Annotated in this window: 10 protein-coding genes; 3 read left to right on the top strand and 7 right to left on the bottom strand. The window is 39.7% G+C overall.

The annotated features are described in order from the left end of the window. Positions 1-91 precede the first annotated feature (91 nt). From G6Q06_RS04075 to G6Q06_RS04055, 5 genes are all read right to left on the bottom strand, one after another. The gene (locus tag G6Q06_RS04075; protein ID WP_163565812.1) at positions 92-2,593 is read right to left on the bottom strand and encodes a molybdopterin guanine dinucleotide-containing S/N-oxide reductase; all 2,502 of its coding nucleotides are present in this window, start codon (positions 2,591-2,593) and stop codon (positions 92-94) included. 10 nt (positions 2,594-2,603) lie between these two features. Continuing rightward, on the bottom strand, positions 2,604-3,179 hold the full coding sequence (locus tag G6Q06_RS04070; RefSeq protein WP_163565811.1) for a cytochrome c3 family protein: 576 nt from the start codon (positions 3,177-3,179) through the stop codon (positions 2,604-2,606). 415 nt (positions 3,180-3,594) lie between these two features. Beyond that, positions 3,595-4,074, bottom strand: a complete 480-nt coding sequence (locus tag G6Q06_RS04065) for a type ISP restriction/modification enzyme (protein WP_163565810.1) — start codon at positions 4,072-4,074, stop codon at positions 3,595-3,597. 18 nt (positions 4,075-4,092) lie between these two features. After that, the gene (locus G6Q06_RS04060; RefSeq protein WP_163565809.1) at positions 4,093-6,528 is read right to left on the bottom strand and encodes a hypothetical protein; all 2,436 of its coding nucleotides are present in this window, start codon (positions 6,526-6,528) and stop codon (positions 4,093-4,095) included. Positions 6,529-6,652: 124 nt separating this feature from the next. Beyond that, positions 6,653-8,383: a DUF262 domain-containing protein gene (locus G6Q06_RS04055; RefSeq protein WP_163565808.1), complete on the bottom strand. Its 1,731-nt coding sequence runs from the start codon at positions 8,381-8,383 to the stop codon at positions 6,653-6,655. A 184-nt stretch (positions 8,384-8,567) separates the two neighbouring features. On the opposite strand from G6Q06_RS04055, the gene ppsA reads away from it, so the two are divergent. The 3 genes from ppsA to G6Q06_RS04040 all read left to right on the top strand — a co-directional run bounded on the left by ppsA (position 8,568) and on the right by G6Q06_RS04040 (position 12,150). Continuing rightward, on the top strand, positions 8,568-10,985 hold the full coding sequence (gene ppsA / locus G6Q06_RS04050; RefSeq protein WP_163533372.1) for a pyruvate, water dikinase: 2,418 nt from the start codon (positions 8,568-8,570) through the stop codon (positions 10,983-10,985). Next, positions 10,978-11,541, top strand: a complete 564-nt coding sequence (locus G6Q06_RS04045; protein ID WP_240329207.1) for a hypothetical protein — start codon at positions 10,978-10,980, stop codon at positions 11,539-11,541. Before ppsA ends, G6Q06_RS04045 begins: the two co-directional genes overlap by 8 nt. Before the next feature lie 126 nt (positions 11,542-11,667). Further along, the gene (locus G6Q06_RS04040; RefSeq protein WP_163564519.1) at positions 11,668-12,150 is read left to right on the top strand and encodes a KdsC family phosphatase; all 483 of its coding nucleotides are present in this window, start codon (positions 11,668-11,670) and stop codon (positions 12,148-12,150) included. A 45-nt stretch (positions 12,151-12,195) separates the two neighbouring features. On the opposite strand, the gene G6Q06_RS04035 is transcribed toward G6Q06_RS04040, so the two are convergent. Next, positions 12,196-12,873: a hypothetical protein gene (locus G6Q06_RS04035; RefSeq protein ID WP_163565807.1), complete on the bottom strand. Its 678-nt coding sequence runs from the start codon at positions 12,871-12,873 to the stop codon at positions 12,196-12,198. A 14-nt stretch (positions 12,874-12,887) separates the two neighbouring features. Beyond that, positions 12,888-14,381: a DEAD/DEAH box helicase family protein gene (locus G6Q06_RS04030; protein ID WP_240329205.1), complete on the bottom strand. Its 1,494-nt coding sequence runs from the start codon at positions 14,379-14,381 to the stop codon at positions 12,888-12,890. Positions 14,382-14,638 lie beyond the last annotated feature (257 nt).

The following is a 14,638-nucleotide window of genomic DNA, read 5'->3' as shown; positions in this document are numbered from 1 at the left end:
AGAGTTCTTGTTCTAAGCTTTTAGACTCGCATTGATTAATGATGATGATTTTAGTTCCATATTTGAAATAGCTTTTCTACCAGTTCGTAGCTTAGTCTATATGAGGCGGATAAAACGCACTTAAAGCAGGTAAGGGTTTTTTATACTTTTCTAAATTAACTAAAGCTGTATGCGCGCAGTTGCCATTAGCTAGCATAGAAGTGGGTTTATCCATAGTCAATACATTAGCACTCCCTGATTTACATAAACCCTTGCTATCTGGATCATACCAAGAACCCTCACACAAGCGCACCACCCCCTCTAAGATATGATCACTCACCACAGCGCAGGCCAATACTTCCCCACGCTTATTAAACACCCGCACCACATCCCCGCTTTTAATCCCTAATTTTTTGGCATCTTTTGTATTAATAAGAATGGGCTCACGGCCATTTAATGCGTAGGTATCACGCAAACGAGTTTGGCAAAGCTGAGAATGTAAGCGATCTTTTGGGTGGCTAGAGATCAAATGAAAGGGGGCTTGCTTGCTAGCATTGCCCAGCCACTCAGAGGGTTCAAACCACATGGGATGTCCTTGACAATCTTGATATTTATAGCCAGCCACCCGCGAGGAATAAATCTCAATGAGCCCGGAATCTGTGCCCAAAGCATTAAGAATAGGATCTTCTATAAAATCTGCAAAACGCACCCATTCTTGGCTCTCAGAGGTGGGTTTAAATGTGATAGGGGTATTCTTAGCCCAAAACTCTTCAAAGCTAGGCATAGGAGTGAATAATTCCCCAAAACTTTTAGTTTGTTTGCGCGCTGTTTCGTAATACTCACGGATAAAATCCTTAGGTTTTTGCCCCTTTTGTGTGTAGAGATCAAAAACTTCTTGTCCATAGTGGCGGCACAGATCGGAAAAAACTTGGTAATCATCTTTGCTTTCTGCTATGGGCGCTACAGCTTGTTTCATGGGGATAATGTGCATGTTAGAATAATCCCCGCTCATGGTAATATCATCGCGCTCATAGGGGGAAGTGATAGGCAAAAGAATATCTGCCATTTTAGCTGTGGGTGTCCAATAAATTTCATGGATAACCACCGTGCGGGGTTTGCGCCAGCCTAATAAATTTTTATTGGTATCTTGGTGGTGCACGATAGGATTACCCTCCACCCAGTAGATAAAATCAATATCCGGATAAATTAACTTTTGCCCATTATGATTAAAGGACTTGCCCGGATTAAGCAAAGCATCGGCAATGCGCGCTACAGGGATTGCACTACTACTAGTATCTTTTAACCACTCCGGGCCCCCTTCACTCTGTTTTTCAGAGACTAGCCCCATAAATTTCCCCTCTTTCCACACCCCTCTTCTTAGCGCATCCATGCCAGAAATCACTCCTCCCTTGCAAGTGGGCACGCCTCCATTGCTATAATGATAACTCAAGCCAAAGCCCCCACCCTTGCTTCCAATTTGGCCCAGCATGCAAGCTAGCGTTACAAGCATCCAATGGGGTTGTTCGCCATGATCAGCCCGCTGCATTCCCCAGCCACTCATTAGCATAGTTGGTTGGCTAGCAAAAAGAGTAGCCAATCTTTTAATAATGGAGGCCTCTACCCCACAAATAGAGCTCGCCCACTCAGGGGTTTTAGCGATACCATCTTTTTGCCCTTGTAAATATTTTAAGAAAATTTCAAAACCTGTGGTGTAGGTCTCTAGGAATTTTTTATCATGTTTATTAGTAGCCACTAAGTGATAAGCCATGCCAAGCATGAGCGCCACATCGCTATTAGGGCGCGGGGCAATCCATTCTGCGCCTAAAAATAGAGCCGTATCCGTATGCACTGGATCAATGCAAATCACTTTAATTTTACTTTTCTTGAGTTTTTCAAAATAGGCTAAACCTCTTTGATCGCTTGCTGTCCATGCAATGCGCAAAGTATTTAGAGGATCAGCCCCCCAGATCACCACGCATTTAGAATGCGCTAAGATATTTTCCCATGAGGTTTGTTGTTCATACACTTCAATAGAACCCACCACATAGGGCATGATCACCTGAGAGGCTCCGGTAGAATAATCCCCTAAACTCCCTACAAATCCCCCCGTAAGATTTAAAAAGCGATGGAGTAGGGTACGCGCGTTGTGCATATTCCCACTTGATTTCCAGCCATAACTCCCCCCAAAGATGGCATTATTCCCCTTACTCTCTCTAGTTTTTTTTAACTCCCTAGCCACTAATTTAATCGCCTGTTCATAAGGCACGCGTACAAAGGGTTCTTTACCGCGTAAATGGGGTTTTGGATTATTAGGGTCTTTTAAATAAGACTGGCGTACATAAGGGTATTTGACTCGGGAGCGATAGATTAAATCAGGCGTATAGTGCTGTAGAGGGTTATCCATAGCCGTAACCTTTTCCCAAGGCTGGCTTTTAATCACTTTGCCCTCTTTAATGCTAAGTTTGAGTCCGCCCCAGTGGGCCGCACTAATCACAGAGCCGTTATGCACTAACCCGGGCTTAATGCTCGTAGCTTTAGCAAAAGCGCTAGAGGGAATTAAAGGCAGAGCACTTAAAGAGGCGCTGAGTTGTAGGAATTTACGGCGATCTAACATAGTGAGCCTTTCAGGGGGTTTTAAAGTCTTTGGCGTTTTTTTGTAAATACTCAATCACAAGCCAGCGATCTTTTTTGGCAATGGCGCTTCTTGTTTGCATGGATCTAAAAATAGCTGGCCATGCATTGGCGCGAAACTCTTGGGGTTTATGCAGGGCATGGCAAGTACCACAATTATGAGAAAAGAGATCTTGAGCATGGATTAACATAGCCTGCAAATCAGGGCTAAAGTTAGATTTATCCGCCCACACTTCTATGCTGACTTGATCCCATTTGCCTGTAGTTGAGGGGGTGTGGCTTATAAATTTTAAAGGGGTGTTTTTAGCAAAGGCAGCCACAAGCACGCGGAGATGATCGCTAGCATAGATAATAAAGGGGGCTTTAGGGTTGCTATAGCCTGTTATGTGCAACAACACGCGCGATCCTTGTGTTTTAAGAACACTAAAGGCATTGGTGGGGAGTAATCGCCCCGCTACCTTGCTATCTTCTGGGTGCAGATACAAAGAAAGCACTTCAGAGCTATAAAGTAAGTTTTGTGCCTGTAGAAAACCTCCTAAGATCAAAGCTAAAAATGTGTGTTTATACATTAGGGTATCCTTTTTAGTACTCTAATACGCAAGGCTTGAAACTAACTTTAAGCATTTGCCAAAATAAACCCTAAAACGCGATACGTTTCTTATTTTCTTAGGTGGCTTCTTGTTTTTATGATTTATAACTTATCTAGTGTATAACCATACTGAGTTATTAATCCTTACTGATTGTGCCATAAAGCCCGCAAGCTTAGCCAAAGCATTAAGGCGCATACTAAAAGGTTTTGGCTACAATCATTAGAGTAAGGGCTCACTCTTAGAGTAGAGAATGTGTGATCGGCCTAGCTACGCTGGCCTATGATGATCCTATCAATCCTACAAGCTTAATACGCGGGGAGTGTGGCCTAGTTTTAGCTAGCCTTTTGTAGCGGTTTTACCCGCGAGATTCTTAATTGCTCTTGTTTTATTATAATTAAGGCATTTTTTCCTGCCGATAATCACACGCGCTAATATCCTCTATTAAATCCACACTTTTAACAGCCAGACTAATCACTCTAAGCAAGGTTAAAAAAACATATTTACCCCCTAAAAAATCATTAGGATCGCTTACAATAAAATCTCCTTTAATATTCTTTGCTTTTTTAGATACTTTAACTTTTTGCGCATTCATGTAATGCTTAATTGCAGATTTGCCACAAAGTGTATATTCCCAAGCTTTTTTAGGGATATTTTCAATACTCAGATGTTCATTGTAAATAAGGCGCTCTTCTTTTAACTCTATTTTAGTAACTTTAAAATCACTATCAGGAATTTCTTTTAAATTCCGTACTAAAACACTATTATAGAAAATACGCAATTCTTTATTAATTTCTAAATTCTCATAATCTAAATGTAATAGCGCTAATTCTTTGCCTAAGCAGCTGATTTTTTTAAAGTCCTTTAAAAGTGGCACGCGGTGATTTTTCTTTGGCTAAGAAGTTTTTATACGCTTGCTTAAACCCTTTATGGTGCAAAATGCCATAAACAAAACAAACATATCTTTTAAACGGGTGAATTCTAGTTGATCTAAATGTTTTTGGGCAAAATCTAGGGCTTCAGATAGACTAGTGCGGTTATTGCGTGCACTATGAGCTAAAAGGGCTAAGTTAGTCGCTTCAATATCTGGGGCTTTAGCCTGCTTATCTAGCATTTTAGCCACTCTAAGGGCTGATTCCTCCACATCGCTACTTTCTAAACTTAAAACTTTAAGATTTTGTGGGGTGATATACTCATCATACTTTCCAATAGCTGCAATGAGTCTATCCCCAAAAGTGGTTGTGCGTTCTTTATTGCTAGCACTGGCAAGATTGATTAACTCTTTATCTGTTAGTGTTTCTTTGGGTGTTCTAACTAGGAGTTCATCATTTTTTAATTGAATGCCATAAGTATTCAATATGGCTTGCTCATAGGCTTTTCTACTCTCTGGGCTAAATTCTTGCATGCCTAAAGCTCTGTGATTGCCTACAATGACTTGCCCGTCTTGGATAATGATAGGCAGATCATCAAATCCCCCACGATTGATCACATATTCGGGTTTAAAGTTGTTCGCAATTTCTGCTACTTTGTTTAAATCTGTTTGTGTGCGGGTCTGCACCCCGCTTTTAGCCTGCATATTAGGCTTAACATCTGTAGTTTTAACCACCACTAAGTCTAATGGGTAAATGTGGGTATCATCAAGGCTAATACTGCTTGAATAGCCATTTAGTTTTTGCATGGGGATAGTTTGCCCTATTTCAAGCGGTCTTTCATTTTCTTTAAGGCCGGCTAGGGATTGTTGATTTTTAAGGGTTTCTGTTTTATTATCAACGTTGCCCATAGCAGTATCTAAGTCCTCACCCGGTCTTGCACTTGGGCGTGAGTTCGCCACTTTGTGGTTACTGATGGGCGCTTTAAATTCCTTGCTATTTTCTAGCTTTCCATGCTCTTTGTACATGGTTTTTAGCGTTAGGCGGTTGTTCTTTTTACTTACAACTTCTACAATTACAACATATCCGTTAATCTGTTTGCCCACAACAATTCTTGTATCTTTTTTGGTTGCGCTTAATGTGTATTGATCTGCGGTATTGATTAGGTGATTAAGGTTAGCTATGTCTTGACTTGTGATAGGGGGTTGTCCATTCTTAGCCATTGTAGAATTGATCCCATGTTTTGCCTCAATGTGTTTTAGAGCGTCCCCCTCTATAATCAGTTTAGGCTTTTCATTAGGATTTATTCCCAAAGTTTCTATTATCTTAGGGTTTTCTAACTCCCCTACCCACACCTTAGCGTTGTGCTTTTTAACTTGATCTAATAATTTCTCTGTGATCTGCTCAGGTCTAAGCATTTTTAAGGGCTTATTAGGGTCTAATAAGTCTTTAATGTTTTGACTCTCAGCTTTTTTAAACTCAATGTATCTTGTGGTGTGTAGGGCTCTAGTGGCTTTCTCTTGCTCTCTTAGCGCTTTAAACTCTACATAGCTTAAACCTTTAGCTTTAGCCTCTTTATAAATCTGTCCATCGCTTTTATAGGAGAGTTGCTTAGGGTGATCGATTACTTCTACATCAATGTAGTTATTAAAATCTTGACTTTTAAGGGGTGGAGTGGTAGGCTTCTCTTGGTTGGGTAAGAGAATATCACCAACTTTTTTAGGTTGCTCTGACACCGACTTATCCGCAAAACCTGCATCGTCTAAACTCTGCGGGTTATCCAATTGTTTAAATCTGTCTTTGCTCCTTCTATCTTTAAACCCGGTAATAATAAATCTGTTTTGGTCTCGTTTCCCAATAACAACAAGTTCTTCAGGTGTGATAAGTTCAATTCTATCGGTAGTGTTTTTATAAACTTTTGATTGTTCTACTATTCTAGGCAATTCTTGAATGAATTTTAAAGCTTTTTCTTCCCCATATTGTTGTGTCCTTCTTTCTAATATGTGCGCTAAGCCCATTTTAGAATTTCCCCACACTAAATCTATATCGCCTAAATCCTCCCTATAAAATGCCCCCGCAACTTGCCCCTCCTTAGCCTCTATAAGTTTAGCGATTGCGCCTTGTGGGTTATGGTAGAATTCCTCAAAGTTTGTACCAAAGGCTGGGTTATGGGGGATTTTAACCGCCCCTTGATCTTGTAGCCCCCTCCCCTCTAACTCTTGCCCCGCCCCTTGTGTTTGGCTTTGTAGCCCTCTCCCCTCTCTATTTACTTGAGTGCCCCCACTCTCCACATTCTTAGGTAAATTTTGCTCAATCTCTCTAATTAAGACTCTAGTAGCGTTGCTAAATTCAGCCCTATTTGCGATTCTGTTAAGATTTTGTTTAAAGGCCTCTATGCTGTGGCTTTTATTGAGTGCGGTTTTAATGTGATAGCGCAAGGCTGCCCCGCTGACCTTTATCATTAAGCGCTTTAGCAAAGGGGATATAGGGTTTAGCCTCTTTGTAATAATCCTTGATTTTCTAATTCAGCCTTAAAGTAGTTTTAATATCACTAGCTATATAACTGCCCCAACATATATTTTTAAATCACTTATACATACCATAAAAAAGAAACTTTCTAATACCTTTGTAAATTCTTGCACTGCGCTCTTGGATGTATTCCTCTTTCCACTCTGCTCCATAACGCTCATCTTTTCCTAATTCTAATACTTCTATCAAATAAGGCGGTGCTTCTTTATAAATATCTTGCTTCTGGCTAAAATTCCCATTTTTGGCTTTTGCATTCAAACATTTTGGTAATAAAATCTTATTGCCAATATGCTCTACATATTGCCCTCCCCACGGCTTACACTTAGCTCGGATGTGCTCTACTTCTAGCGGACTTTCTTTTTTCCTCTTTTTATCCGTGTAGGTATATTTTTCTGGGATAGCTTGAAAATCGTTATGAATATAGGCATACAAAAGCAAAAAAGGTCTTGGTTTTTGTATAGTAAAGTGTTCACAAAAATCCTCAAGAGAAGGAAACTTAGGTACACCCACTAAGGGTATGGTGTGGAATACGGTTTGGTTAAACTTCAAAAGGAAGGTTTTTAACTCAGTGGGTTTTTTAATATGTAAAATTATGATCCTTAGCAACTGGTATAACCCGGACTCTAATAATTTAAAGATACGATCAGAAGAATCCTCTTCTTCGGGAAAATCTTTAAATACATCTCTATTTTTCCATAACAAACAACTTACAAAGTGCTCCCATTGTTTGTTTTGGAATTCATTAAGTACACGCCAGTAGCACAATGCCCGCTCATTTAAATAATCCTCTGGGGTACTCCAAAATCTAGCCAAAATCTTAATAAAGGACATAAACTCCTCTTTTTTATCAAAGTATTCCTTCCCTTTACCCTCCTCAAAAAAGGATAAAAGACAGACAACTTGGATATCTTTTTGCTCAGCCATAAAAGCATGCATGCATTGTGTGAAGAGAAAGTTTAGATTAAAATCTGCATGAAATCCTTCGCTGATTTCCTCCCAGTCTTTTTCAAAATCCTCAAGCGCCTCTAAAGATTTGTTCTTATAAAACTCATGCAAATGCCATTTCAAAATATACGGTTCAGTAAGTGGCTTACCACGGGTATTCAGAGTTCCAAAAGTAGTCAGCGCCACATGTTTGCTGTTGCACTTACTTTTAAACACATACAGATCATTTAAAAGAAATTTGCAAAAATCCTCCCATTTACCTTTTTCATTAAGTTCTCCATAGAGTTCTTTGATTCTGTCTTTGAAATACTCGTAATTTTTAACACAAAGCAATTTATTTTTTATCTCTTTTGAATACAATAGCTTGACTTCCTCGCTTAAAATTTTTCCCAACGCTTCCCTAGCATCTTTTTTCTCCATACTCGCAATATTTCTCAAATGGCGTTGTTCATACTCAAAACCTTTATTGTTCTCATAGTGCCACAAACATTTACCAAAATCTTTGGCATAGTCATTGTTGGCGTCTTTTTGTTCTTGAAAATGTGCATAAAAAGCACGGAAGAGCAAGTTAAAAGTGATGATGCGCTGTTGCCCATCTACAACCTCAAACACATCTGCATTTTCATTTTTTGGATAAATAACAACATAGCCTAAAAAATGGCCATGACCATTTATATCGTTATTTTCAAAAGCTTGCTGTATATCTTCTAGTAGTTTTTCACACTCATCTAATCCCCACTCATAAGGTCTTTGGTATTTTGGAATTTCAAGGCTCATCTTACAAAGATTAGCAATAGATACTGTTTCAGGTACAAGGCCAAAATTTTTATTTATCCTATTCATCATTGATCCTCGATCATAAATCTAAAATCACCCCACATATGTAAGGATTATAACAGGAAAACAAGGTGCGTAGGTAGGTTTAATTAATCTGTGCTTGCTTGATTTTACCGTAACAAAGCGCTATTTTAAAAGCCTACAATCCCTCCCATGTTATAATCAAGGATTTTTAAATCAAGGGGTACGCGTGCAATATATCCGCTTTTATAAAGAATTAAATAATAAAGATGTGGCTTTAGTGGGGGGCAAGAATGCTAGTATTGGGGAGATGTTTCAAGAACTCGTGCCCAATGGGATTAAAGTTCCTAATGGTTTTGCTATCACCAGCCAAGCCTACTGGTATTTGCTTGAACATGGAGGCATTAAAGAGCAAATTATTAGGCTTTTAGAAAATGTGGATGCCACAGAATTAGATGTGCTTAAACAACGATCCAAACAAATCCGCGAACTGATCTTTGGTACGCCTTTTCCAGCCGATTTACGCGATGAAGTCTTTCAGGCTTATAAGATGCTTAGCGATGAGTATAAAATGCGCGAGGCAGATGTAGCGGTGCGCAGTTCAGCAACAGCAGAGGATCTACCCGATGCCTCTTTTGCCGGACAACAAGATACCTATTTAAATATCAAAGGTAAAACAGAATTAGTCCACTATATCAAGGCTTGCTTAGCCTCACTTTTTACCGATCGCGCTATTAGTTACCGCGCTTCTCGTGGCTTTGATCACCTTAAAGTGGCTTTGAGTGTGGGGGTGCAAAAAATGGTGCGATCAGATAAAGGGAGTGCGGGCGTGATGTTTTCACTAGATACTGAAACAGGCTTTAAAGATGCGATCTTTATTACTTCTAACTGGGGGCTAGGCGAGAGTGTGGTAGGGGGGCTTGTTAATCCAGATGAATTTTATGTTTTTAAGCCTACGCTTTTGCTGGGCAAACAGCCCATTATCAAACGCCAACTGGGCAGCAAAGCCCAAAAAATTGTCTACGCTAGCCGTGGGAGCGAAAATCCTACCAAAACCATACCCACTACTCAAAAGGAAAAAAGCAGTTTTTCTCTTAGTGATGCGGATTTGTTGAGTTTAGCCCGCTATGCCATTATCATAGAGGAACATTACAGCAAAGAGGCCGGGCAGTATCGCCCTATGGATATTGAATGGGCTAAAGATGGAGATAGCGGGGATATTTTTATTGTACAAGCCCGCCCTGAGACCGTGCAAAGCCAAAAAAAGAGCCAAGAGCGGGTGTATGAGAAGTACCGCTTTAAAACAGAGGAAAAAAGAGAAATTCTACTTGTAGGGCGGGCTATTGGGAATAAAATTGGAGCGGGCAAAGTGCGCGTGATTAATAGTTTAGATCACATGAATATTTTTAAAGAGGGGGAGATTTTAGTCACAGATAACACCGATCCTGATTGGGAGCCTCTTATGAAAAAAGCTAGCGCGGTGGTTACCAATAGAGGGGGGCGCACCTGCCATGCAGCCATTGTGGCGCGTGAAATTGGCGTACCTACTATTGTGGGGGCTTTGGGAGCAACAGAGTCGCTTTATACGGGTATGGATATTACCATTTCTTGTGCAGAAGGAGAGGAGGGCTATATTTATGCAGGTTTCCATGATTTTGAAATAGAGCGCACAGCCCTAGATCACTTAGAAGAGCCAAAAACTAAGATTTATCTTAATATTGGTAACCCTGAAAAGGCCTTTCAATTCTCTCAAATCCCAAACCACGGCGTGGGTTTAGCGCGTATGGAACTTATTATGCTCAATCAAATCAAAGTCCACCCTTTGGCTTTGGTAGATTTGCACAACAATAAAAATACCAATGAGCATAAAAAAGTAGAGGCTTTGATTGCAGGCTATGCAGGCCCTAAGGATTTTTTTATTAAAAAAATTGCTGAGGGAATGGGCATGATTAGTGCGGCCTTTTATCCTAAACCTGTGATTGTGCGTACCAGTGATTTTAAATCTAATGAGTATGCCCGCATGCTTTGTGGTTCTGTTTATGAACCCCATGAAGAAAACCCGATGCTAGGTTTCCGCGGGGCGAGCCGTTATTATTCTGATTTGTATAAAGAGGCTTTTTCTTGGGAATGTGAGGCGCTGTGTATGGTGCGTGAGCAAATGGGACTAACTAATATGAAAATTATGATTCCTTTCTTGCGCACCATAGAGGAGGCAAAAAAGGTTTTAGAAATCCTGCGCAAAAATGGGCTAGAGTCTGGTAAAAATGGCTTAGAGCTTTATATTATGTGTGAATTGCCTATTAATGTGATCATGGCCGATGATTTTTTAAGCCTCTTTGATGGCTTTTCTATTGGCTCAAATGATCTCACCCAGTTAACGCTAGGCGTGGATCGAGACGGGCAACTTGTTAGCCATGTATTTGATGAGCGCAACCCGGCAATGCTTGAGATGTTTAGGCGGGCAATTGAGGCTTGCAGAAGGCATGGCAAATACTGCGGCATTTGTGGGCAAGCCCCTAGCGATTATATAGAGGTGGCTAAGTTTTTAGTCAAAGAGGGGATTTCCTCACTCTCTCTTAATCCGGACTCTGTGATTAATACTTGGAATCAAGTTGTGCAGCTAGAAAAAGAACTCAATCGTGCTTAGAAAAATAGGAATGGGGGCAGGGTTAGCCTATTATGTTTATAAAACTTATAGGCGCTTGCAAGGTGTAGTAAAAGAGCCGGGGGTGGGGGATATTTTTTGTTGTGATTTGTTGGGGGATTTAATGGAGCACTCCGGGATTTATGTAGGCAAATGTAGCATTGTGGAATTGTGTAGCAATGGAGAGGTGCGCCAAACAACTCCTCAAGGTTTTTTAAACAAGGCTTCTTATAAGGGGATTTATGTTTTAAGTAGGTGTGCTAAAACAGGGGAGAAAAATAGCAAGGGCGAGGAATATGTACAGATTATAGGCGGGCTAGAGTATGTTGCAAAGAGGGCTTTAGAATCTGTGGGTAAAAGATTAGACTACCGTATAACTGCTGGATTGGAGCGCTATAACTGCCATAAGTTTGTATGCGATTGTTTGCTAGAGGGCGCTATTAAAGGGAAAGAGTGGCGGCTTAAGGATATTAAAAAGACGCTTTATGAAATCATGCAGCAAAAACACCAACTCAAAGAAAGCGATCTAGGTTTTTATGAGTGGGATATTCAAATTTGAAAAGCTATAGGGTGAGATGTACCCAAGAATTTTTAAAGTAGGGGATGTTTAAATACAAACCCCCTTGTGTTCTAGTTTTAATCTTCTTTTTAATATTAAAAAATGTGGTGGCATAGGTGCTTTAACATGAGAGATATTAAAGTTTTTTTATGTGATTGTGATGGGACGCTCACAGACGGGGGCATGTATTATTTAGAGGATGGGAGGCAATTTAAAAAATTCTGTGTAGTAGATGGGGTTGGTTTTGGGTTACTTAAAGCTGCTGGGATCAAAACCGGTATTCTAACAGGCGAGGTTACACCCATCGTAAAACACCGCGCTAAAAAACTTAAACTAGATTATCTTTATCAAGGTTGTAGCCCTGAGGGCAAACTAGAAGCGGCGCGCGCTATTTGTGCTCAGGAGAATATCTCATTAGCCCAAGTGGCTTATATAGGCGATGATATTAACGACTTGCCCCTTTTAAAACAAGTGGGTTTAAAGGCTTGTCCTAACAATGCCCAAGAAAGTCTTAAAAATTTATCTCATATCGTGGTTTTAACAAAAAACGGAGGGGAGGGAGCGGTAAGAGAGTGGGTTGATTTGATTTTACAATATCCCCAATCATAAATTGGCTATCTATTTGGCTGTTAAACTTTTGTAGCTGTCTTAACTCTAATTAACCCCCAAGCCTTCCAACCCCTCCTCAAAGACTTTTAAGAGATTTTGCAAAATAGGGTCTTTAAAATCTGGATTTTCTGCAATTAGATTTTTTACAATCATTGTATAAAGTTGTGGATCCTTCTCAGCCAAGTTAGGGAGTTGTTCTTTAAACTTATCATGAAAAGAAATTTGTCTATTTTGTGAATCGGCATGCTTGAGATTGTCTAAGAAAGTTAGATCTGAACGCATCTTATTTAAAATGTTATCTAGGGTTTTAGCTTTAGCTTGTTTGGTATTCTCATCTAGGGTAATTCCTTGTTCTCTATGGAAAATCTCTAAAATTTCTGAAAGCTTTTCTTCCTGAGTTTGTGGGGTTTTTTTAGAGCTATCTATCTTAGAGGGTTTTAGCTCTACTGGCTCTGTGAGTGTTAGTTTAGCCTTTTGTTCTTTTTGCAGACGATAATCCTCAAGCGCTACTACTTGGGTAACATCATCTAGATTTTTATCTCTTGGTAATTTTTTAATGAGGTATACAAGTAATCTAAAGAGTTTTTCCAAAGAGATGTCTTCAAAGGGCAGAATTTGTACTAAAAATTCGTATCCTTTGATATAAGCTTTTACCTTGCTATAAAACTCTTGTTGCAAATCTTGTTCTAAGGCGTTGTAGCGTTGTGCCATTACATCTAACATGGCATGGATTTGATCTAAGGGGCATTGTTAAAGAGAGCTAAATTAAAATCTTCTAACTCTTTTTCTGTGTATACCTCATAATTATTTAAATGCGTTTTAAGATCAAAAAGCTCATTAAAATCACTAGGTTCTGCTAGAGAGCTTTGTTTGTAGTAAGGTTCAAAGGCTTTAATAATCTCTTGAGCATTATTAGCAAAGTCTAAAACACAAGTGTCTTTTTTATCTGGGTGTGTGCGGTTTAAACGCGAGAGGGTTTGTACACAACCCACACCGCTTAAGACTTTATCTATATACATTGTGTGTAACAAGGGTTGATCAAATCCGGTTTGGTATTTATCTGCCACAATTAAAAAGCGGTATGTATCTTTTTCAAAGGCCTTAGGCGTGTGTGTTTCTGACATGTGATTTAAATTAGCTTCGCTGTAAACTTCTTTGTTTAAGTTAATCTCCCCTGAAAAGGCCACTAAAGCTTCATGTGGGCGATTTTCTTGCTTTAATTGTGCTTGAAAAGCGTTAAAATATTCAAGAGCACTCTTGCGCGAATCTGTAACCACCATAGCCTTAGCCCGCTCCTTAATTTTGGTGTGTACACAGCTATAAAAATGATTAAGCATCACCTTTGTTTTAGCCTCAATGCTTTTGGGGTGATTCCTAACAAAACGCTTAAGTTTTTTAAGAGCCGGGTTTTTCTCATAGTGTGGATTCCCTGGGATTTTAGATACAAGTTGGGCATAACTTTTATAAGTGGTGTAGTGAGTCAGTACATCTAAAATAAATCCCTCTTCAATGGCTTGTTTCATAGAATACAGATGAAAAGGAATAAATCCTTTCTCTGTTTGCATGCCAAAAAGCTCTAAAGTTTCAGGCTTAGGCGTGGCGCTAAAGGCAAAGTAAGAGGCGTTAGGTTGGAACTTCTTAGCTTGAATTGCCTTGTTTAAAAATGCCTCCATGTCTTGATCTTCTTGATCTTCTTGTTGATCTTGGCCCTTCCCTGTGGCTTTAGCAAGACTTTGGGCATGCTTGCCCCCTTGAGAAGAATGTGCCTCATCTATGATAATGGCAAAATTTTTATCACGCATGCTAGGAATATCCTCTAAGATATAGGGGAATTTTTGAATCGTACTGATGATGATCTTCTTACCCTCAGATACGGCTTCTTTAAGTTGTCTACTCCCTTGTGTGATAGTCTCTACAACCCCTTTCTTAGAGCAAAATCCTTTAATGGTGTCTTGTAATTGGCGATCTAAGATGATGCGATCGGTAATGACTAATACACTATTAAAAATTACTTTTTCTTGTTTGCTTAAATTTACTAAGCTACAAGCTAGCCATGCAATAGAATTACTCTTACCACTACCTGCGCTATGCTGGATTAAATAACGCCCTCCCACGCCCTTTTTTTGCACAATCTGGCATAATTTTCCCACTACATCTAATTGGTGGTATCTAGGAAAAATCACAGCACCTGATTTTACCCCCGGTTTAATCATCTGTAAGATCAAATGCAATAAGCTATCTTTTTGTAAGATTTTTTCCCATAGATAGGCTGTTTTTATGCCATCTGTAGCTGGATTGCCCGCGCCACATTCTCTATCAAGTTCACCACTCCCATCATTTAGGCCTCTATTAAAGGGGATAAAAAACGCCCCTCTAAGAAAGTTTTATAAGACCTAAGATTTTTCTATGCTTGATACTTCCCTGCGCTTAAAGCAGGGTTTAGTACAAATCCTCTAACGCAATGATCGGCTTAGCTTAAGCTTGCAGG

It is taken from the genome of Helicobacter suis, assembly GCF_902196135.1.
In the GTDB taxonomy this organism is placed as follows: domain Bacteria; phylum Campylobacterota; class Campylobacteria; order Campylobacterales; family Helicobacteraceae; genus Helicobacter; species Helicobacter suis_A.
Note: the sequence above shows the minus strand (reverse complement) of the source record. Positions and strands in the feature narration are given on the sequence as shown.